This is a genomic window from Acinetobacter sp. AOR43_HL, assembly GCF_027854635.1.
GTDB lineage: Bacteria > Pseudomonadota > Gammaproteobacteria > Pseudomonadales > Moraxellaceae > Acinetobacter > Acinetobacter pittii.
In genome coordinates this window covers 24,505-45,506 of sequence record NZ_JAKTHX010000007.1, presented here as the reverse complement: position 1 = coordinate 45,506, position 21,002 = coordinate 24,505, and the positions used below count along the sequence as shown (strand labels likewise).

The 21,002-nt window shown below is 38.1% G+C and carries 20 protein-coding genes; 8 read left to right on the top strand and 12 right to left on the bottom strand.

What is annotated here, in order from left to right; genetic code table 11:
- Positions 1-18: 18 nt before the first annotated feature.
- From ftsY to MKL33_RS02680, 3 genes are all read left to right on the top strand, one after another.
- Positions 19-1,131, top strand: coding sequence for a signal recognition particle-docking protein FtsY (gene ftsY, locus MKL33_RS02690; protein ID WP_002121114.1), 1,113 nt, complete (start codon positions 19-21; stop codon positions 1,129-1,131).
- Between the two features lie 189 nt (positions 1,132-1,320).
- A complete protein-coding gene (locus MKL33_RS02685) occupies positions 1,321-1,917 on the top strand; it encodes a nitroreductase family protein (RefSeq protein WP_270906411.1) in 597 nt (198 codons plus the stop codon).
- A gap of 221 nt (positions 1,918-2,138) precedes the next feature.
- Complete coding sequence (locus tag MKL33_RS02680; RefSeq protein ID WP_270906410.1) at positions 2,139-2,810, top strand: YccT family protein; 672 nt, start codon at positions 2,139-2,141, stop codon at positions 2,808-2,810.
- A gap of 64 nt (positions 2,811-2,874) precedes the next feature.
- Here MKL33_RS02680 and MKL33_RS02675 read toward each other — a convergent pair whose 3' ends face one another.
- From MKL33_RS02675 to MKL33_RS02640, 8 genes are all read right to left on the bottom strand, one after another.
- Complete coding sequence (locus tag MKL33_RS02675) at positions 2,875-3,174, bottom strand: cyd operon YbgE family protein (RefSeq protein ID WP_004791954.1); 300 nt, start codon at positions 3,172-3,174, stop codon at positions 2,875-2,877.
- A complete protein-coding gene (gene cydX, locus MKL33_RS02670) occupies positions 3,175-3,276 on the bottom strand; it encodes a cytochrome bd-I oxidase subunit CydX (RefSeq protein WP_002120988.1) in 102 nt (33 codons plus the stop codon).
- A 10-nt stretch (positions 3,277-3,286) separates the two neighbouring features.
- Positions 3,287-4,432: a cytochrome d ubiquinol oxidase subunit II gene (gene cydB / locus MKL33_RS02665; RefSeq protein WP_161282295.1), complete on the bottom strand. Its 1,146-nt coding sequence runs from the start codon at positions 4,430-4,432 to the stop codon at positions 3,287-3,289.
- Complete coding sequence (locus MKL33_RS02660) at positions 4,429-6,015, bottom strand: cytochrome ubiquinol oxidase subunit I (RefSeq protein WP_270906409.1); 1,587 nt, start codon at positions 6,013-6,015, stop codon at positions 4,429-4,431. The genes cydB and MKL33_RS02660 overlap by 4 nt, the downstream gene beginning before the upstream one ends.
- Positions 6,015-6,209: a cytochrome oxidase putative small subunit CydP gene (gene cydP, locus MKL33_RS02655; RefSeq protein WP_005073962.1), complete on the bottom strand. Its 195-nt coding sequence runs from the start codon at positions 6,207-6,209 to the stop codon at positions 6,015-6,017. The genes MKL33_RS02660 and cydP overlap by 1 nt, the downstream gene beginning before the upstream one ends.
- A gap of 377 nt (positions 6,210-6,586) precedes the next feature.
- Positions 6,587-7,195, bottom strand: a complete 609-nt coding sequence (locus MKL33_RS02650; protein WP_002121106.1) for an OB-fold-containig protein — start codon at positions 7,193-7,195, stop codon at positions 6,587-6,589.
- A 25-nt stretch (positions 7,196-7,220) separates the two neighbouring features.
- Positions 7,221-7,529, bottom strand: coding sequence for a Rieske (2Fe-2S) protein (locus MKL33_RS02645; RefSeq protein WP_002121079.1), 309 nt, complete (start codon positions 7,527-7,529; stop codon positions 7,221-7,223).
- A gap of 16 nt (positions 7,530-7,545) precedes the next feature.
- Positions 7,546-8,550 (bottom strand): adenosine kinase, encoded by a 1,005-nt coding sequence (locus MKL33_RS02640; RefSeq protein ID WP_069030050.1) that lies wholly within the window; start codon positions 8,548-8,550, stop codon positions 7,546-7,548.
- Positions 8,551-8,932: 382 nt separating this feature from the next.
- Here MKL33_RS02640 and MKL33_RS02635 point away from each other — a divergent pair, with 382 nt between their 5' ends.
- Complete coding sequence (locus MKL33_RS02635) at positions 8,933-11,872, top strand: insulinase family protein (RefSeq protein WP_002120972.1); 2,940 nt, start codon at positions 8,933-8,935, stop codon at positions 11,870-11,872.
- A 21-nt stretch (positions 11,873-11,893) separates the two neighbouring features.
- Positions 11,894-13,045: a phospholipase A gene (locus MKL33_RS02630; RefSeq protein ID WP_044100729.1), complete on the top strand. Its 1,152-nt coding sequence runs from the start codon at positions 11,894-11,896 to the stop codon at positions 13,043-13,045.
- A 39-nt stretch (positions 13,046-13,084) separates the two neighbouring features.
- On the opposite strand, the gene MKL33_RS02625 is transcribed toward MKL33_RS02630, so the two are convergent.
- From MKL33_RS02625 to ilvA, 3 genes are all read right to left on the bottom strand, one after another.
- Entirely contained in the window at positions 13,085-14,422 is a 1,338-nt protein-coding gene (locus MKL33_RS02625) for a TrkH family potassium uptake protein (protein ID WP_270906408.1), read from the bottom strand.
- A gap of 18 nt (positions 14,423-14,440) precedes the next feature.
- On the bottom strand, positions 14,441-15,091 hold the full coding sequence (locus MKL33_RS02620) for a potassium channel family protein (RefSeq protein ID WP_005069007.1): 651 nt from the start codon (positions 15,089-15,091) through the stop codon (positions 14,441-14,443).
- Between the two features lie 144 nt (positions 15,092-15,235).
- Positions 15,236-16,783, bottom strand: a complete 1,548-nt coding sequence (ilvA, locus tag MKL33_RS02615; RefSeq protein WP_014206951.1) for a threonine ammonia-lyase, biosynthetic — start codon at positions 16,781-16,783, stop codon at positions 15,236-15,238.
- Between the two features lie 101 nt (positions 16,784-16,884).
- Between ilvA and rpiA the strand changes: the two genes are divergently transcribed.
- Both rpiA and MKL33_RS02605 read left to right on the top strand, forming a co-directional pair.
- Positions 16,885-17,556: a ribose-5-phosphate isomerase RpiA gene (rpiA, locus tag MKL33_RS02610; RefSeq protein WP_002046900.1), complete on the top strand. Its 672-nt coding sequence runs from the start codon at positions 16,885-16,887 to the stop codon at positions 17,554-17,556.
- Complete coding sequence (locus tag MKL33_RS02605) at positions 17,556-18,236, top strand: YgjP family zinc-dependent metalloprotease (protein WP_270906407.1); 681 nt, start codon at positions 17,556-17,558, stop codon at positions 18,234-18,236. Before rpiA ends, MKL33_RS02605 begins: the two co-directional genes overlap by 1 nt.
- Here the strand turns inward: MKL33_RS02605 and MKL33_RS02600 are convergent.
- Positions 18,233-19,753: a hypothetical protein gene (locus MKL33_RS02600; RefSeq protein WP_270906406.1), complete on the bottom strand. Its 1,521-nt coding sequence runs from the start codon at positions 19,751-19,753 to the stop codon at positions 18,233-18,235. The two genes, MKL33_RS02605 and MKL33_RS02600, sit on opposite strands and share 4 nt — an antisense overlap.
- A gap of 184 nt (positions 19,754-19,937) precedes the next feature.
- Here MKL33_RS02600 and argC point away from each other — a divergent pair, with 184 nt between their 5' ends.
- On the top strand, positions 19,938-20,993 hold the full coding sequence (gene argC / locus MKL33_RS02595; protein ID WP_017400369.1) for an N-acetyl-gamma-glutamyl-phosphate reductase: 1,056 nt from the start codon (positions 19,938-19,940) through the stop codon (positions 20,991-20,993).
- Positions 20,994-21,002: the final 9 nt, after the last annotated feature.

Genomic DNA, 21,002 nt, shown 5'->3' with positions numbered 1-21,002 from the left:
GCTTTTCAAGGAATCCGCATGGAGCAACAATCGAATATGCAAAATAAATTCTTGATAGATGCTGAGATCGGTGATGACGATGTCACATTACCTAATTTACCTGCTATCGATGTTCCCATCGTTGAATCTCCTGCTAAATCACAAGAAAATATTGAAGTAGCCAAAGACGAAGTGGCTTCTACAGAAACACCGGTTGAACAACCAAAAACTGGTTTTTTTGGCCGGATGAAAGAAGGCTTAACCAAAACTCGTCGTAATTTCGCTGATGGTATGGTCAATATCTTGATTGGCGGAAAGGAAATTGACGATGAGTTACTTGAAGAAGTCGAAGAGCAATTATTGGTTGCAGACATTGGTGTTGAAGCAACAAAAACCATCATTACCAATTTGACAGAGCGTACAGCTCGTGGTGATTTGATCTATTCCCACTCTTTATATAAAGCGTTACAAGAAGAGTTGGTTGCTTTGTTGGCTCCACGTGTTAAGCCATTACATATTGACCCTAATAAATCACCTTATGTGATTTTGATGGTTGGGGTAAATGGAGTGGGTAAAACTACAACAATTGGTAAGTTGGCGAAACGTTTACAAGGTGAAGGTAAAAAAGTGATGTTGGCTGCTGGTGATACATTCCGCGCTGCAGCAACTGAGCAATTACAGATCTGGGGTGAACGTAACGATATCTCTGTAGTAGCGCAAGGTCATGGAGCTGATAGTGCTTCTGTTATTTTTGATGCCTTTGAAAGTGCTCGTGCTAAAGGAATTGACGTATTAATTGCAGATACGGCAGGTCGTTTACATAATAAGAGTAACTTGATGGAAGAGCTCAAAAAAGTTAAACGTGTTATGCAAAAAATTGATGCAACTGCACCTCATGAAATTATGTTGGTAGTAGATGCAGGAACAGGTCAAAACGCCATTAACCAAGTACAAGAGTTTGATCAAGCTGTAGGTTTAACGGGTATTACCATTACCAAACTGGATGGAACTGCGAAAGGCGGTGTGCTCTTTAATATTGCAAGTCGCACCCATGTGCCAATTCGTTTTATTGGTGTAGGTGAAAAAATTGATGATTTAAGACCATTCTCGGCTAAATCTTTTGTTGCTGCGCTGTTTGAAACTGATAAGTAAATTGCTTGGTAACCCTAAAAAGCTTCACTAAATCGTGAAGCTTTTTTTATATGTATATCTTTTATTATTGTTGCGAAAATAAAACGAACTGTCATATTTTTAATGCTGATTATGAAAAATGACTTTAATACACTGTACTCATTCCCAAACAACGACCCTTGGTCAAATCAATAGGTAGGAAATAACAAAATGTCTACTTTCTTAGATAAAATTAAAAACCGTCGTACAATTTATGCAATTAGTAAAAACGTTGCATTAGATCGCACTAAAATTGAAGAAACTATCCGTGAAGCAGTTAAACATAGTCCTTCAGCTTTTAACTCACAATCTTCACGTGTAGTGACACTATACGGTGAATCTCATGCTAAATTCTGGAATTTAGTTCGTGAAGCATTGCGTAAAATTGTTCCTGCAGAAGCTTTTGCTGGTACAAATGCAAAAATTGATAGCTTTGTAGCGGGTGTTGGCACGGTTTTATTTTATGAAGACCAAGCTGTTGTTAAAAGCTTACAAGAGCAATTCGAACTATATGCGGATAACTTCCCAGTATGGTCTGAACACTCAAGTGCAATTGCTCAATTTGCAACTTGGACTGCGCTTTCAGAGCTTGGTTTAGGTGCTTCTTTACAGCACTATAACCCAATTGTCGATGCAGACGCAGCTGAAGCATTTGATGTTCCTGCAACTTGGAAATTACGTGCTCAATTAGTATTTGGTTCGGTTGAAGCACCAGCAGGTGAAAAAGCATTTATTAATGATGCTGATCGTTTCAAAACTTTCAATTAATTTAATTGAAGTTAAAAAAGAGCACCTATTTTAGGTGCTTTTTTTATATTTTTAGAATGAATAGGAAGAATATATAAAACGAAAATTTATGAAATTCAAATGCATATTTCAAAATAATAAATCAAGAAATTAGTCGATAAATGCTTTGTCATAAAATAGTCACAATCATATTGCATATTGCTCATGATTTAATAGCTTATCAAACACAGAGAAAGAGACAGATGACTTTAAGATTAGGTGTTGCTGCAATTGGTTTATTACTCAGCGGTTCGGTATTTTCAGCAGTTACAATTACAGCACCAGAGGAAATTGTAATCCTTGCGGTGAATGGTCAGGAAGTCAACTCTGGGTTATTTCGTTCATCTAAAAATAATTATAAAGTCGATGCTGGTGAAACAAGCTTAAGTGTGCGCTATCAAGAATACTTTGAACATTTAAGCGGGGAGCATGACATTGTTAAATCTGGAGTAGTCACAATTCAAACTCCGGCTCTCAAAGATGGGCAAACTTATAAGCTCAGAATGGTAGATGCACCAAAGCAATTTGAACAAGCAAAGAAATATGCTGAGCAACCAACTGTGGCTTTGTACAGCGCAAATAATGAATTAATCGTACAACAAACTGGTGCAAACAATGAGGCAAAACCATGGTTTGCAACGGGCTTATTAGGAAAAGTCACTGACTTTACGACTAAATCATCTAAATCGCAGTCTGAGGCGGTTTATGCATCTGCTAAACCTACTTCTGTTCAGGCGGCTGTACCAGCTCCAACATCTATGCCTGTAACAGGCGTAGCCCAAACGAATGATCAACGTTTAGTAGAAACTTGGCAAAAAGCTTCTAAAGCTGAGCGTCAAAAATTTATGGCGTGGTTAGCTGAACAATCAAATTAATTTAATATTAGTACCTATTAATTTAATCGAAATGAAAAAAGACCTCAGATGAGGTCTTTTTAATTTAGGTTAGAAACCAGATGTAATAACCTAAAAGCATGAGAGGCCAAGCCACCCACGGGCTAAATAGCCATTTCCATAACCAGAAGTTAGGTACGAAACCCACTCCGTAAATAAAGCCACCAGAAATACCAATCATCACCAGCATAAGCTGGCTATGATTGTAGTGCCCATTAGCATCTAGCATGAGTGAAGGGTAAACCAACAAAATTGCAGCAAGAGGCAATGCCAACAGAAAAGAAAGGGCCATTGCAAATGCTTGAGCTTTTCGATGATTTGATGCTGTCATTGCTTTTGCCATCATTTATTCCTCATCTAAATCTTGATGATGTTCGATATAAAGCGCGCTGAGTACACCCGCAAAACATGCCATCAAAATGCCTAGGATCCATGCGAAATACCACATAGTTTTCTCCTTAATACAAGCTATGCGAGTTTGACTCGATATGTTTGTTAGTGATCACTCCCCACATTTTGTAATAAGACCAGCTGGTATAGATCAGAATAAGAGGAACAAAAATGCAGGCAGCAACCGTCATAACGCCTAAAGTAAGGTGACTTGATACAGCATCCCACATTGTCAAGCTAGAGTTAGGATTGATACTAGATGGAAGTAGGAATGGGAATAGGGCAAAACCAGCAGTTAAAATTGCTCCTACAATCATTAAACTTGTACCAGTAAAACTTAAGCCTGCTTTTGCTTTTGAAGATGCAAAAATTGCAAAAATTGCGCCTAAGATGGCAAGAACAGGGGCAATTTTAGTAATTGGATAAGTACTGTAATTGTTCATCCAACCTGGATTGCTATTGGTAATCACTTCTTTAGCTAAAGGGTTAAGCGCAGCATTTGGGTCTATAGCAACAGCATAGCTATAACCTGGAACTTGCCCGAAATACAGCCATGCTCCAATTACAAGGAAACAAATTAAAAATATAATCGCCATAATTTGAGTGGCTTTGGCAGAGCGCTGTTTTAAAGCTTCATCAGTACGCAGCATGAGCCATGCACCGCCATGTGCACAAAGCATAGACAGACTTACCACACCGCAAACTAGAGCAAAGGGGTTAAGAAGGGCAAAAAAGCTGCCTGTATATTCAGAGCGTAAAGTGCTATCTAAACTAAAAGGAATACCTAAAAACAAATTACCAAAGGCCACACCAAATACAAGTGCTGGAACAGCACCACCGATGCACAGACCCCAGTCCCAGGAGTTACGCCATTTGGTATTTTCAAGTTTAGAGCGATAATCGAAACCTACAGGTCTTAAGAAAAGTGCAAATAGAACTAACAAAAGTGCCCAGTACATGCCTGAGAAAGCGACTGAGTAAACCATTGGCCATGCAGCAAATAGTGCACCACCCGCTGTAATAAACCAAACCTGATTACCATCCCAGTGTGGGGCAATGGTATTGATTGCAGCACGGCGTTCGCTATCGGTTTTTCCAACGAAAGGCATGAGAGCCATAGACCCCATATCAAAGCCATCAGTCAGAGCAAAGCCTATGAGTAGTACACCAACTAACACCCACCAAATGATTTTCAATAATTCATATTCAATCATGATAAGGCCTCCCCATTAACCGCTGCTTTCGGTTCTTGCTTTTCAAAATGATATTTGCCAGTGCGTAGAGAGCTTGGTCCTAAGCGAGCAAATTTAATCATTAAATACATTTCAATAATCAAAAGAGCAGTGTAGAACGCTGCTAGCGCAATAATCGAACCCCATACATCACCAGTACTTAAACTAGAAGTAGAGAGATGGGTTGGTAAGATTTCACCAATAGACCACGGTTGACGACCGCCTTCAGCTACATACCAGCCAGTTTGTGCAGCAATCCAAGGAAGCGGTAGAGCAAACAATGCATATTTCAGGAGCCAAGGTTTATTTTCAGCATTTCTTTTTGCTACAGCCCAAGTCGCTAAAATGAAAAGTAATAGCATTAGGAAACCAGAGGCAACCATTGCGCGGAAAGAGAAAAATAGCGCTGTAACATTTGGAACAGTATCTTTTACAGCAGCTTTAATATTTTGCTCGCTTGCATCAACTACATTGGGTGCATATTTCTTAAGAAGTAGGCCATAACCTAAATCTTTTTGATTTTTTTCAAAAGAGGCTAATAACTCTGGTGAGCGATCACCTGCACGTAATTTTTCAAGTTCAGCATAGGCAAGCATACCGTTGCGAATACGAACTTCGTGCTGTTGCATGAGATCTTTAAGGCCAGTAACTTCTTTGGTTGTTGAACGAGTTGCAATTAAACCTAATGCATATGGAATTTTAACTGCGTAATCTGTCCGCATCTCTTCATGGTTTGGTACACCAAACAAAGTAAACGGAGCAGGAGCAGGATGAGTATCCCATTCGGCTTCGATCGCAGCGAGTTTAGTTTTTTGAACATCACCGAGTTCATAACCAGATTCATCACCTAACAAAATCACTGAAAGTGTAGATGCAAGACCGAAAATGGCAGCAATTGCAAATGAGCGACGTGCGAAAGGAAGATCACGTTTTTTAAGTAAGTAGTAGCTTGAGATGGCAAGTACAAAAATTGCACCAGTTACATAGCCCGCAGAAACGGTATGTACGAATTTCACCTGAGCTACAGGGTTAAAGATAAGCGCGCCGAAATCAACTAATTCCATACGCATGGTTTCAAAGTTAAATGCAGCACCTACAGGGTTCTGCATCCAGCCATTCGCCACTAAAATCCAAAGCGCTGACATGTTGGAACCGAAAGCGACTAACCATGTTACGCCTAGATGCTGAACCTTACTTAAACGATCCCATCCGAAGAAGAATAAACCAATAAATGTAGACTCAAGAAAGAATGCCATAAGGCCTTCAATTGCTAATGGAGCACCAAAAATATCACCTACATAGTGTGAGTAATAAGCCCAGTTTGTTCCAAATTGGAACTCCATTGTTAAGCCAGTTGTTACCCCTAAAGCAAAGTTAATACCAAATAATTTTCCCCAAAATTTAGTCATATCCTTGTAAATTTCTTTACCGGAAATGACATAAGTGGTTTCCATGATGGCAAGGATAAATGCCAAACCTAGAGTTAAAGGGACGAAAAGAAAGTGATACATTGCGGTCATCGCAAATTGAAACCGCGAAAGATCAACCACGCTTTCAGAAATCATCAACGTGTCTCCTTAATGTGGGAAATATTATCGCCAGCAATATGCTCGGCGACCTGATTGTCAAAATTTTTGGGGATGGTGGGAGCATCAAACCAAATATGTTTGATCGTTAAGAGAAGCACTATTTTTATTATTAGAATAATAGTGATTTCTTTAACTAAACGACCATTAAGATTTTTAAAATTAAGGCTCATAAATTAAACCTCATTTGATATTAATTTTATTATTAATCAAAATATAATAAAAATAAACATTAAATATATTTTAAATGAATATTTAAATAATTAATTTATATAAAACAATAACTTAATATTTTAAAATAAATACTATACTAAAATAGTTTGAATTGATTATTAAATCCTACTAAAACACTTGTAAATAAAATATTAAGTTGATTAAAATAGTTTGTTTTAATTTAATACCAACTAAAATGGTTGTATATTATATTTATAAATACTATTTCAAACTAAAATAGTTGGAATAATAAATAATTAATTAAAAAGAAAATAATAAAATATAGTCATAATAAAGCCTGCAAAAAGCAGTAAGTAAATAGAATAGTAGTAAGAATTTAATCGGGGGCGAAAAGATCGTTTGATACAGAAATTTTCTTGGCTACATAATGGCTTTTATGTACTCTGACAAGGATAACTTGAGAGTATAATTCGAGTTCGCCGTATTCTGGTTCGACTTGAACATAATGGAGCTGGCCGAATTCATCACGCACTCGCGCTTGGGCAGAAAATCCAGGTCTAGCATTACCACTGGAAACCGTCGCTAATCGTCCTAAAAGATTATAGTTTGTATGAGTAAGCTTTGGTTTAATTACTTGGTCAAGGCAGTGAATCATGAACACAGTAAAAAAGATTGCGATGACAAGAGCTGGGACAATTAAATAAAATGGTGAAATAAAATAATGCTGGATTGCAAAGAAAGAGAGCTGTAAAAAATAGCCTGCAAAACTAAAATTGATAAGTAAAAAAACGAAAATTAAAGCTTTAGAAAATTTAACGTTAAGTAGTGGCGAGTTAGAAAGCCAAACAGGCGCAATTTTTTTGAGTAATTGACTTGGACGAAGACCAATATACATACCAATGGTTTCTACCACGCTGAGTAATATCAAAGCCACTACACTTAAGTGAAATGGCATAAGATAATAATTGAAAAAGAAATCAGCCATGGCAGAAACTCTAATGTTGATCGCTTCAGTCTACGATATAGATACCGCCATCTGAATGTACTTTAATCTCAACTTTATTTAAAAAATCACCTAAACATGGTCCTGAGATACATTCGCCTGTTTCCACAGTGAATAAAGCACCATGGGTAGAACATTGAATATATTCTTGGTCTTGATCAAGAAATTGATTTTCTAAATATTCAAGCTCTGTTTGCAAGTGAGGGCATAAATTTTGGTAAGCATAGAATGCGCCATCACGTTGCGTAATGAAAATAGTCGTTCCTTGTAAAGTGTCAAAAGCTCTAGCTTCACGCTCAGGAACTTCTTCCGTCATACAGATCCTTTCCATTTCAAGCACATTCCTTCTGAAAATTTTCAAGAAGTTTAGCATAATCATTAATCGCTAAACGTGGGCCAAATTGAGAAACAACTTCACTAGAAATCAAGACAGCCAACTGTGCAGCAGCATTCAAATCTTGATGATGGTTTAAGGCATAAAGGAATGCGCCTGCAAATGCATCACCCGCACCATTGGTATCAACGGCTTCTACATGACGGCCTGCAACATGGAAATGTTGAGTAGAGTTAGAAACTAAAGCACCTTTAGCACTTTGTGTAATGACTACTGTATGATTTTTAAAACGTAATTGAGCAAGAGCATCTTCAACAGTTGTTGTATTTGTATACATTAAGGCTTCTTGTTCATTACAAAATAGTAAATCTACGCCATCATCCATGAGCTCTTCTAAGCCTTCGCGAGCGTATTGCACCATGGCAGGATCTGAAAGAGATAAAGCAATCTTAACATCATTTGCTTTTGCAATTTCTCTGGCTTGTTTTACAGCTTTACGCGCTGTTTCACTTGTAGAAAGATAACCTTCAATATAAAGCCATTTTGCTGTTTTTAACGGTTCAAAGTCGATTTGATCTTGAGAAAGTTCAGCAGTGATGCCTAAATAAGTATGCATTGTACGTTCAGAGTCAGGACTAATGAGTACCATGCAGGTGCCTGTTACACCTTCACTAATTGACTTTGGAGTGGTTTGGATGCCAGCTTCATTTAAACCTTGCAGATAAATTGAACCCAAATCATCGTTACCAACGCGGCAACCATAAAAAGCACTTCCACCTAATGCACTAAAGGCTACAGTAGTATTCGCAGCAGAACCACCACTTGCTTGACCTTTGTAATCTTGATGCTGTTTTAACTCTGCATAAAGAGCAGATTGAGTGTCGCCATCGGACAACTGCATGGTGCCTTTTTGCAAACCTTGTTGACTAAGAAAATCATCAGACACTTTAAATTCTTGGTCGATTAATGCATTACCAATTGCAAAAAGATCTACAGTTGCCATATGTGTTGTCACAAAATAAAAAAATCAGGTTGCTAAGTTTACACCATTGCTTGGATTTGCTGTAGTTTGTTGAATAAAATTCAGTTAAATCAAAAATTAGTGGAAAAATATTGTTGTGTGAATATTCTTTAGATTCGAAAATAGCTCGTTAAGATAAAATTGATAAGCTTTTTAATTCAATACCTAACATATACATAGAATTAAAAGCTTTTGTTCTGTTAGGATAAAACATTCATGACTATGTGCTTGATATCAAAGCTGTGCCAATGAAAACTAATACTCAACAAAAACATAGTATTTTACTTGGTTTTTGTTCGCCAATCTCAAGCTGACTCAGGCTATAATGAGACTTATTAACTTATCCGATATGTTAGGAGATCACATGACTGTAGATGTCACTGAAACCATTTCTCAAACTGTTCACCCTGCGTTTCAGTTGCTACGTCAGCACCATGTAGAAGCATTAGATATTTTAGTGTCTGAATATAAGCATAAAGTCACAGGTGCGGTGCATTATCACTTGGCAACTGATTATGATGAAAATGTATTTCTTGTTGCTTTTAGAACACAGCCTATGGACTCTAAAGGCACGGCACATATTTTAGAACATACGGCTTTGTGTGGCTCTGAAAAGTTTCCGGTACGTGATCCGTTCTTTTTAATGATTCGTCGTTCTTTAAATACTTTTATGAACGCATTTACCGCAGCAGATTGGACAGCATATCCATTCGCTACTCAAAACAAAAAAGATTTTCAAAACTTACTTTCTGTTTATCTTGATGCGGCATTTGCTGCCAATTTGAATCCACTTGATTTTGCTCAAGAAGGTATTCGTATTGAACTGGAAAATGGTCAACCTGTTTATAAAGGTGTTGTTTTTAATGAAATGAAAGGTGCGATGAGTGCGCCGTCTGACCAACTTTATCATCAGTTGGCTCATCATTTATTTCCTGAAACGACCTATCATTACAACTCAGGTGGTGATCCAAAAGATATTCCTGATTTAACGTATGAGCAGTTAGTCGATTTTTATAAAGTACATTACCACCCAAGTAATGCTGTATTCATGACCTTTGGTAATCAAACAGCATATGAATTACAAGAGCAATTTGAAAAACTAGCTCTACATAAGTTTTCTGCAGGAACAACTTTATATTCTAAGCCTGAAAAACGTTTAGCTGCACCAATTGAAGTAACAGAAAACTATGGTGTTGATAGTGATGATTTAAAAGATAAAACTTATCATGTTCTATCTTGGTTATTACCAGAAGCAAATGACATTAAATTGCGTTTAGGAATGCGTTTAGTAGAAGGGATTTTATTAGAAAATTCAGCTTCGCCACTACGTCATTACTTAGAAACTTGTGGTTATGCTCAATCAACAGGCCCATTAATGGGCGTAGACGATAGTAATTTTGAAATGACTTTCTACTGTGGTGTTCAAGGTTCAAATCCTGAACATGCGCAAAGCTTTAGAGATGGTGTTTTAAATATTCTGCGTGATGTTGCTGCAAAACCAATTGATAGTAATTTAGTCGATGCAATTTTGCATCAAATCGAGTTACATCAACGTGAAATTAATGGTGATGGTACACCATATGGTTTAAGTCTAATTTTAAATGGCTTAAGTGGTGCGATTCACCATAATGATCCAATCCAAATTTGGGATGTTGACAGCGCAATTGCACAAGTTAAAGAAGAGTTGAAAGACCCAATGTGGTTATCAAATCTGATTCAAACACATTTGCTCGACAACCCTCATCGCGTACAAATGACTTTAGTTCCAGACCCGACCAAGTCTGTAAAAGAGCAGGAAGCGGAAAAAGCTCGTTTAGCGGCTATTGGTGAAAAGCTAACAGATGCTGATAAGGCTGAAATCATTGCTAAGACTAAGGCTTTAGAGGAACGTCAGGACACTCCTGATAATCTTGAGTTATTGCCAAAAGTAGGTTTGGAAGATGTACCTGCTGACTTGCATATTGTGCAAGGTCAGTTACGCGAAATTATTTGTAATCGTATGGATACGCCGTTGAACTTGTACCATGCGGGTACTAACGGCATTTACTATCAACAAGTACTCATTCAGATTCCTGAAGATATTGTGAAGTCACCTTACTTCAATTTGCTTTCTATTTTGATGGGTGAAGTGGGTGCAGGCGAATATGGCTATCTTGAACTACAAAACTTGCAAACCGCTGTAAGTGGTGGTTTAGGAATGGGCGCTTCTTTACGTAGTAAAGTTGATGATAAAGATAAAATTAGTGCTTGGCTGACTTTAACGACTAAATCGTTGACTCAGAAATTTGATGCAATTCATTTATTAAAATTAGCATTTGAACAGCTTCGATTTGATGAGAAAGAACGAATTATCGAGTTACTGCAACAACGTAAAACACGTTGGCAATCTCGTTTATCTGGTTCAGGTCACAGCTATGCGATGCAGATTGCTTCTCGTAACATGAGTGCCCTGGCTCAACGTGACTATCAAAACACGGGTTTAGGTGCATTGAACTGGTTGGGTGAGCTTGTTACTAAAATTACCCAAGATGATGCCGCTTACGATGAGCTGATTGCAGAATTAAAACGTATTCATAGTAAGTTGTTGCAAGCACCTAAACAGTTCTTACTAGTGTGTGAAGAACATCAATCTGAACGTTTGGTTGAAGAAATCCAGAATGTTTGGGATAAGTTGAATGTTGATACAGCTACAACTGAGTTAACTCAAGTAGAACAAGCTAATGATAATAATCATGAAGCATGGTTAATTCAGGCAAACGTTCAATTCTGTGCGTCTGCATATCAAGCCGTAGAAGTATCACATCCAGATGCGGCTCCATTAATGGTATTGGCAGCTTATTTACGTAACGGATTCTTGCACAGTGCTATCCGTGAAAAAGGTGGTGCTTATGGCGGCGGTGCTAGTTATGATGGAAATGCGTGTTCATTCCGTTTCTTTAGCTACCGTGACCCACGTTTAGCAGAGACGTTTAAAGACTTTGAAGCAAGCGTGCAATGGTTATTAAATACAGAGCAACAACCTCATCAGCTTGAAGAAGCAATTCTTGGTTTAGTGGCAAGCATGGATAAACCAGGCTCTCCAGCAGGTGAAGCGATTACAGCATGTTATGCATTGTTGCATGCGAGAACTCCAGCTTTCCGCCGTACTTTGCGTGAAAGATTATTGCATGTAACATTGGATGATTTAAAACGTGTTGCTCGTCAATATTTAGTAGAGCAAACTCCTGTAAAAGCTGTAGTTGCGCCATTTGCTAAACGTGATGAATTGCAGCAATTAGGTTTTACCATTCAACAAGTTAATTAAAATAAAAATTGGAGATTGAACATGGCGTTCAAACAATTTGAACGCACATCTTTACAGCTAAGCATGGGAATCGTGCTTAGCTGTTTATGTGCGTCTGTAACATATGCTGATACCTTAGCTCCAGCAACCCCTGCCACAGTTGATGCATGTGTTGCTCTTGCTTCGAATGCCGATCGTCTGGCTTGTTACGACTCTGTATTTAAGCCAGCAACTCTACCTGTTGTACAAGCCGCGGTAGTACGTGAGCCTGTTAAAAAAATCGATCAGCCCGCTGTTCAACCAGAAACATTTAAAGAGAAGGTTGTAGATACAGTTAGTAATATTAAAGTGATTGGTAAAGCACCTACACTTGAACCTACTACTTCTTTGCTAGATCAACGTTGGGAATTATCTGAAAAAAGTAAGCTAGGTGTTTGGAATATTCGTGCTTATCAACCAGTCTATTTACTACCTGTATTTTGGACCAGTGACAAGAATGAATTCCCGAGTAGTCCAAATCCAAATAACACTGTAACGGATGCTCAGAATCTGAAATCAACAGAAAGTAAGTTTCAGATTTCTTTGAAAACCAAAGCTTGGGAAAATATTTTTGGAAATAATGGTGATTTGTGGGTAGGGTATACACAATCTTCACGCTGGCAGACGTTCAATGCTGAAGAATCTCGCCCATTCCGTGAAACGAACTATGAGCCAGAAGCAAGTTTAATGTTTAGAACGAACTACGAGTTGCTTGGTTTAGATGGGCGTTTGCTTGGAGTTACCTTAAACCATCAGTCAAATGGTCGCTCAGATCCATTATCTCGTAGTTGGAACCGTGTAATTTTTAATGTTGGATTGGAGCGTGGTAATTTTGCTTTAATGCTTCGTCCATGGATTCGTCTTGAAGAAGATAGTAAAGATGATAATAATCCGGATATGGAAGATTACATTGGTCGTGGTGATTTAACAGCGTTTTATAAGTGGAAGCAGAATGACTTTTCTTTAATGCTGCGTCATTCATTGAAAGGTGGTGATGACTCTCATGGTGCTGTGCAATTTGATTGGGCTTTTCCAATCAGTGGCAAATTACGCGGACATTTCCAGTTGTTTAATGGTTATGGTGAAAGCTTGATTGATTATAACCATCGAGCAACTTATGCTGGTTTGGGTGTGTCGCTCTTGAATTGGTACTAAGACGCTATAAGAAAAGCCGCTTTTAAAGCGGCTTTTTTATTATCCAATTTGGATGTTGGCTTGAGGATGTTTAAGCCGGCTCTTTTTAGGAGTAGCGATTAAATAGGCGAGTGTTAAAGGTCCAAGCCTTCCAGCAAACATGAGTAGGCTTAAAATAAATAAACTACCGTTATGTAAATCAGGTGTGATTCCACGAGAGAGGCCCACTGTACATGCTGCTGAAACAACCTCAAAAAGCAAATTCATAAAATCTGCTTTAGGCTCTAAAAGCAAAAGAATAAAGAAGCCCATGAAGATGAGGATGCTCGTAATAGCAGTTACCGCTAATGCTTTATAGGTCGTTTCGTGAGATACAGAGTGATTAAATATTCTAATTTCATCTGTACGGCGTAAAAATGAAATTACACTAAGTACTAAAATGACAAAGGTTCCAACTTTGATTCCACCCGCTGTACTCAGTGAGCCACCACCAATAAACATCAGTAACATCATCAGTAAGGAACTACTGTTGGTCATTGCACCTGTATCAATGGTATTAAAACCTGAGGAACGAGGGACTGTTGCTTGAAACCAAGCATTTAAGGCTTGTTCACCTGAGTTTAACATCCCTAAAGTCGCGGGATTTTGAGCTTCTAAAGCCCATATTAAAATAAAGGCAACGAGGTTAATAATTGCAATGGTGGTAAGAATAAGCTTGCTATTTGGTGTTAGTTTTTTCCATTTTTTGTTTTGTTTAATATCCATGAGCACTAAAAAACCAAGGCCACCTAAAGTGTAAAGGATGCTAATGGTTATACAAATAATATAGTTGCTTTGGAAATTCATTAAACTATTGGAAAATAATGAAAAACCAGCATTATTGAATGAGGAAATGCTGTAAAAAGCTGCATAATATAAACCGCGTGCAAAGCCATAGGTTGGTGCAAAAGCGGTGGTAAGAATAACTGTACCAATCAGCTCAAAAATAAGGGTGTAAGTGACAACGCCTTTAGCAACAAAGGTAACTTTTGATAGGCTTGTTTGCCCGAGACTATCTTGAGCCATCATTTGCTGTTTAAGACCAACTTTTGGTGACAAACTTAATGCGGCCAATATCGCAAAAGTCATAAAACCCAAACCGCCAGACTGGATCAGTAATAAAATAATAGTTTGCCCAAAGAGGGTAAAAGATTCATGAATATTTAAAACAGATAGACCAGTAATGGTAACTGCTGAGGTGGCTGTAAAAAGCGCATCCATCCAACTGACATTGCCTGTATTCGCAAATGGCAATTTAAGTAATAAAGTGCCAAAAGTAATAAAGCCTAAAAACCCTAGCGCTAAAAGTGAAGGAGGGCTTAAATTTAACGTTTTATGAGGCTTGGGATATAGAGACATATTCTCGAGTTCGTTTTCTTATAAGAAGCAATTAGAAAGTTTCTTTAACTGTGATAAATGACCTTCTAAAATAAGAATATCATGTGTTTGCAAAGTGAAATTTTCTTCGGTCTCAAACAAAATTTGCTGCTGTCTTTTCACAAGCAATGTTTTGACCTGAGGCGCTTGCTGCATAATGCCATATAAATTGATGCCGTTAAGCTTATCTGGGATTTCAATTTTGATAATGTAATGGTCATCTTCTAAAGACATATAGCGGCTTACCATAGGGTAGTTCAGAGCTTGAGCAACTCTTACCCCCATATCTTCTTCAGGATGAATAATCTTATTGATATTAAGGTGTGACAAAATGGTGTGATGAGCTTTGGTTTTTGCTTTTACCCAAATTTTATCAATGCCTAGATTTTTTAAGTTCAACACACACAAAATACTGGCTTCAATATCTTCACCAATTGCAACTACAACAGCGTCACAATTTTGGATATTCAATTCGTCAAGTACATGTTCGTCAGTAGCATCGGCAATGACGGCATGAGTTAAAACGTCGGCAAGATTTTCGACATTCTTTTTTACCGTATCGATGCCAATAACATCATGATTCAATTTTGTGAGTTCTTGAGCAACTGTGGCTCCAAAACTACCTAAGCCAATTACTGCAAACTGTGCCATGTTGGTCCTTTTTTCCGAGTTAGATCATTATTTTTAAGGATATTTTCTTTAAGATAAAGAGAAGCAATGTAAATATGCTAGAAATATAAAAAGATTGTATAAAAAAGCCGACAACTATGTCGGCTTCTTCATCAAAACTAAAGATTATTTTAAGAAACGTTTATAGCCAACATTATCAGTAATTTCTGCATACGGATAATTAATCTGCTCGAGTGTCTCAATCAATCCATCAGGGTTTTGTTTAGCATCTGTTGCTTGTAAGCCCACTAACACACGTCCTTCTGCCGCACCATGGTTACGGTAATGGAAGAGGGTAATGTTGTGGGTTGGACCTAAACGAGTTAAGAAGGTTAAGAGCGCACCCGGACGTTCAGGGAACTCAACACGGAACAATCTTTCATCATCTAGATTTGCATGACCACCAATTAAATAACGAATATGTAATTTGGCAACTTCATCGTCAGAAAGGTCATCTACAATATAATCTTGCTGTTTTAATTGTTCCAAAATTTCATGGCGCTCTGCATCTCCACCTTTTAAACTAATACCGACGAATACTTGTGCTTCCTCTGTATTGTTTGCTCGGTAGTTAAACTCAGTGATATTGCGGCCTTGTAAAGCACGGCAGAAGCCTAAGAAAGCACCTTTTTCTTCAGATAGGGTAACCGCATAAATCGCTTCGCGTTGCTCACCTAACTCAGTACGTTCAGCAATATAACGTAGGCGGTCAAAATTCATATTGGCGCCACAAACAATCGACACCATATTTTTATTACTGATTTTATGTTCGTGAATATATTTTTTGATACCCGCTAAAGCCATTGCTCCAGAAGGTTCAACAATGCTGCGGTTTTCATCAAATGTGTCTTTAATTGCTGCACAGATTTCATCTGTATTCACAGTCACAATATCAGGATCAACAATCGGTCCTGAGTTATCAGATTTGCGCAAACGAATAATATCAAATGGTAAAGCACCAATTTGGGCAACAGCTGTACCATCTGCAAATAGGCCTACATGTGGCAAAATTACACGTTCATTTGCTTCTAGGGCTGCTTTTAAACAAGCTGACTCTTCATATTCAACGCCAATAACTTTTACGTGCGGTGCAACTTCTCCAAGATAAGCTGCTACGCCTGAAATAAGGCCACCACCACCTACGGCAACAAACACGTACTCTACATCACGCCATTGACGTAATATTTCATTGGCAATTGTGCCTTGACCTGCAATGACAAGTTCGTCGTCATAAGGTGGAATAAATACAAGACCTTCAACTTCAGCACGTTGTTGAGCATATTTATTTGCGATATCGAAGCTATCGCCATGTAATACGACTTGACCACCTAAGCGTTTAACAGCCTGAACTTTAATGTCAGGTGTTGTGCTTGGCATAACAATAATAGCGGGAATTCCTAATCTTTGTCCTGACAAAGCTACGCCTTGAGCATGGTTACCAGCAGAGGCGCAAATTACTCCGCGTTCAAGTTGTTCTTTTGGTAATTGACTAATACGGTTATAGGCACCGCGTAATTTAAAAGAAAAAACGGGTTGTAAATCTTCACGCTTAAAACGAATTGTATTGTTTAATTTTTGACTAATTCGTGGAGCTGCTTCGAGAGGTGTTTCAATTGCAACATCATAAACCGTTGCTTGTAAAATTTGTCGTACCACACGAGACAGCATGTTCATCTTCCCTATAACAGTTTAAAATAGGAAATTATTGTAGCAAACCCTTGTGCATTTGCGCCGTTTATTGGCGCATAAATGTCAAAAAATAGTTGAGTGATGTAATGAGCCTATATGCAACCCAAGATGAAAAGAAACAAGCTGCTGCGAAAGCTGCTTTAAAACACTTACCCAAAGGTGGCATTTTGGGTGTTGGGACTGGAAGTACCGTAAACTTTCTAATTGATTTACTCCCAGAATTACAATTAGAAGCAGCTGTGGCAAGTTCTCAAGCAACTGCTGATCGTCTTAAAAAACTTGGTATTGAAGTGGTTGATATGAACCATGTAGGTAGCCTAGATGCCTATGTTGATGGTGCAGATGAGATTGATCGCCATATGCATATGATTAAAGGTGGTGGTGCTGCATTAACACGTGAGAAAATCGTTGCATCAATCGCTAAGAAGTTTGTGTGTATTGTTGATGATTCAAAATGGGTTGATCAACTTGGACGTGATTTTCCACTTCCAGTAGAAGTTATTCCAATGGCGCGTTCGGCTGTAGCTCGTAAATTGGTAAGTTTAGGTGGTGATCCGGTTTATCGTGAAGGTGTAGTTACAGATAACGGTAATGTTATTTTGGATGTTTTCAATCTTAATATCTTAAATGCTATTGAGCTGGAAAAAACAATTAACAATATTCCTGGTGTGGTAACTAACGGTATCTTCGCCTTAAATCCAGCAACAATTGCCATTGTTGCAACAAATAATGGTATTGAAGAGCGTACAGCACAGTAATGTCTGCAAAAATGCCAGAGATTAAAATCGTTCGACACGTAAGAGCAAGAAAATTGCGCTTACGTGTCGAGCCTGCTTCAATCCGTCTTACGGTTCCTTTATTTTGTAGTAAGAAGCAAATTCAGCATTTTTTAGCACAATCTGAACAATGGTTAACCGAGACATGGAATAAGCAACAAAACGTCCAATCGGCGTCCATTGATATTCCTTCTGAAATTTATTTCTTTAATAAAGAACAACCATTTCAAGTGATTGTTCAAAAGCAGCATCGTGTTTTTCAATTCGACTGGGAAAACAACTCTTTATTTATTAAAGACACACAGCCATATTTGGCATTGCAAAACGCAGTTATTGCCTATGCGAAACAAGAATTACCAGAGCTTTTAAAAGAATTAAGTGAGCACACTCATTTGGCTTATAGGAGGTGTACAATTCGTCGCCCGAAAACTCGATGGGGAAGCTGTAGTAGTCAGCATAATATTATGCTACATGCAGGATTGGTGCTTATGTCACATGAAATTGCTCGCTATGTGGCTATTCATGAGTTGGCGCATACTAAACATTTTGACCATAGTCCTGCATTTTGGGCAGAAGTTGAAAAATACGATCCATATTTTCAAAAACACCGCAGACAACTTAAATCAAATCCATTGCCTGCATGGTGGTATGTTTCAGCTTAACTAAAGGCACATTCTAGTTGCGGTGTTTGTAAGCTATCGGGTGCTTTCCGGCTATCTAAACCTGCTTTAGCACTCATGATCTTATTTGCTTTAATAGATAATTGGATAAAGTTGTATTGTTGCGTCGAGTTATTTGGTTCGGCTGAACTTGAATTGAGTAAATAACTTGAGCTGGCAGCATCTGTTTGCAATAAATTATCGGTACTATCAGCACTTAAAGCAGCACGATAAATTTGTGAACCTTTACTTAAGTCGATTTGACCGTTCGCGCGAAAATTAAGCTGACATCCAGTTGAGGTGTCTTCATAGTGACCCACTAAATAGTCTGTAGCTGGTAGGTTTGGATCTGATAGGTTGATGCTGGTTAAGCCTTGTTTGCATGGGTAGGTTGATCCATTACACGTCGCTGTGGTGGTAAACCCAACAGCTCTACGGTAATCTCCAGCACCGTCAATGCGAATGAATGTTGTTGAATTTACAGTAGGAACAATTCCTGTATATTGTTTTTTTTGTAGAAGTTCATAACCCGTCTGATCTAAAGACTGTTGTGAATTAGCCTGAGCCAATTGCAAAGTAAATGCTTTTAGGTTGGTTCCAAAATAATCGCGCGTTACTTTTTGATTAGCTGCAATATCTAACAGTGTATTTTTTAGTGGATCAATATTATCTGGAGCAGCTGTGAAAATAGGAGTGAAGGATGTTTGATCCCCATGAAGTTTTTTCCCATCCAAAAAGCCATCTTTTAAATCAGTTGCTAAACTTTTAACAAGTTCTTGGTAGGTGTTTGCTCCGCCATGAATCGTTGACCAATATTGTAAGTAACCAAAGCTAAGATAACTATCTACATATGTACTAGGTTTAGTAGTTGAGTATCGCAACAAAGTTAAATTCAGAAGGGAATTAGCTGGACTTAAACTTGGAATGTCACCATCTTTAAACGCATTCATTAACGATTTGTAGACATCTTGAGAAGCTAAATCCACATGTAATTGCTCAATACGGGTTGGGTCAACCGTTTCTTGAGGGAGTTGTCCCGAACGTATGACAGCTCGTTGATAAACTGCTTCACTGCTTGGGCTAATGAATTGGAGTCTGCCACTTACACTGTTTGGTGTAATAAATGCATGATAAATACCTGACAAGTTTTGGTATTGTGGAGTAATGGGGTCAAACACTTGAGATGAGCTTTGAGTTGTAATTTCTACGCGATATAAACGATTCAATTTTGCAGTAGGAATTTTGACATTAAAGCTATTTAAACTCGCAATAGAAGTATCCACTAGAACAGCGTTGTTGGTGTTGTCATATACTTTAAGCTGGATATTACGCATTTCTACAGGGGTTTTTAAAGTAACATCAGTTGTTGCTTCAGGTGTAGGGTCAACTGGCGTTGGTGTAGTGGGTGAACTGCCTCCACTATTACCTCCACCTCCGCAACCAGTAAGGGCTACACTTAAAATGAATGTGCTCAAGCCAAGGTATGTGCGTAATTTTGTTTCTTTTGATTGATGAAGCATCCTAGCTCTCCAAAAATTAATCTGGTATTTATTTGCTGATATTTATGTGGTTATGACAGTCCAGTAAGTGCTATCTGATTGTCGCTAAAATTAAAAAAATTAAAATTACCAAGCATGAAATGGTTTTGTAAGCTTGGACATCCTGTCATACTACTGCCCAAGTATAGATTCAAAAATTGAGGTAATGCACGTGATTTCTGTCGGAATTGTTGGTGGAACGGGTTATACAGGCGTTGAACTATTACGTATTTTATTACGACATCCTAAAGCGCAGGTTCGAGTTCTTACTTCACGTACAGAAGCGGGCAAACCAGTTGCAGATATGTTCCCTAATTTACGTGGACATACAGATCTTCAATTTTCAGATTTAAACATTGATGCATTAAAAGAGTGTGATGTTGTATTTTTTGCAACGCCACATGGTGTTGCCATGCAACATGCCAAAGATTTAATTGCAGCTGGAACTAAAGTTATTGATTTAGCAGCAGACTTTCGCTTACAAGATCTTGAACAATTTGAAAAATGGTATGGTATGGAGCATGCTTGCCCAGATGTACTAAAAGATTCTGTATATGGTCTAACTGAGTTAAACCGCGAAAAAATTAAACAAGCTCAAGTTATTGGTAACCCTGGTTGCTATCCGACGACTGTTCAATTAGGTTTAGCGCCACTATTAAAATCATCACAAGCACTCATTGAAACCAAAAATATTATTATTGATGCGAAGTCTGGTGTTTCTGGTGCTGGTCGTAAAGCAAGTTTGGGCATGATTTATAGTGAAAACGCTGATAACTTTAAAGCATATGGTGTTGCAGGTCATCGTCACCATCCAGAAATTGTAGAAGCCTTAGAGAATATTGCAGGACAAAAGGGCGGGTTTGATGGACTCTTATTTGTTCCTCATCTAGTACCTATGATTCGCGGTATGCTGAGTACAATTTATGTAGATTTGACAGAAGCTGGTAAGCAGACAGACTTACAAGCTTTGTATGAAAACTTCTATGCTAATGAAAAATTCGTAGATGTTATGCCTGCAAATAGTTCACCTGAAACACGTAGTGTACGCGGTGCGAATGAACTTCGTATTGCATTATATAAACCACAACCAAATAAACTGATTATTTTGGCGGCTCAAGATAACCTTGTAAAAGGTGCATCTGGTCAGGCTGTACAAAATATGAACCTTATGTTTGGCTTTAATGAAGATGAAGGCTTACAAGGGATTGGTTTATTACCATAAAAAACTCTT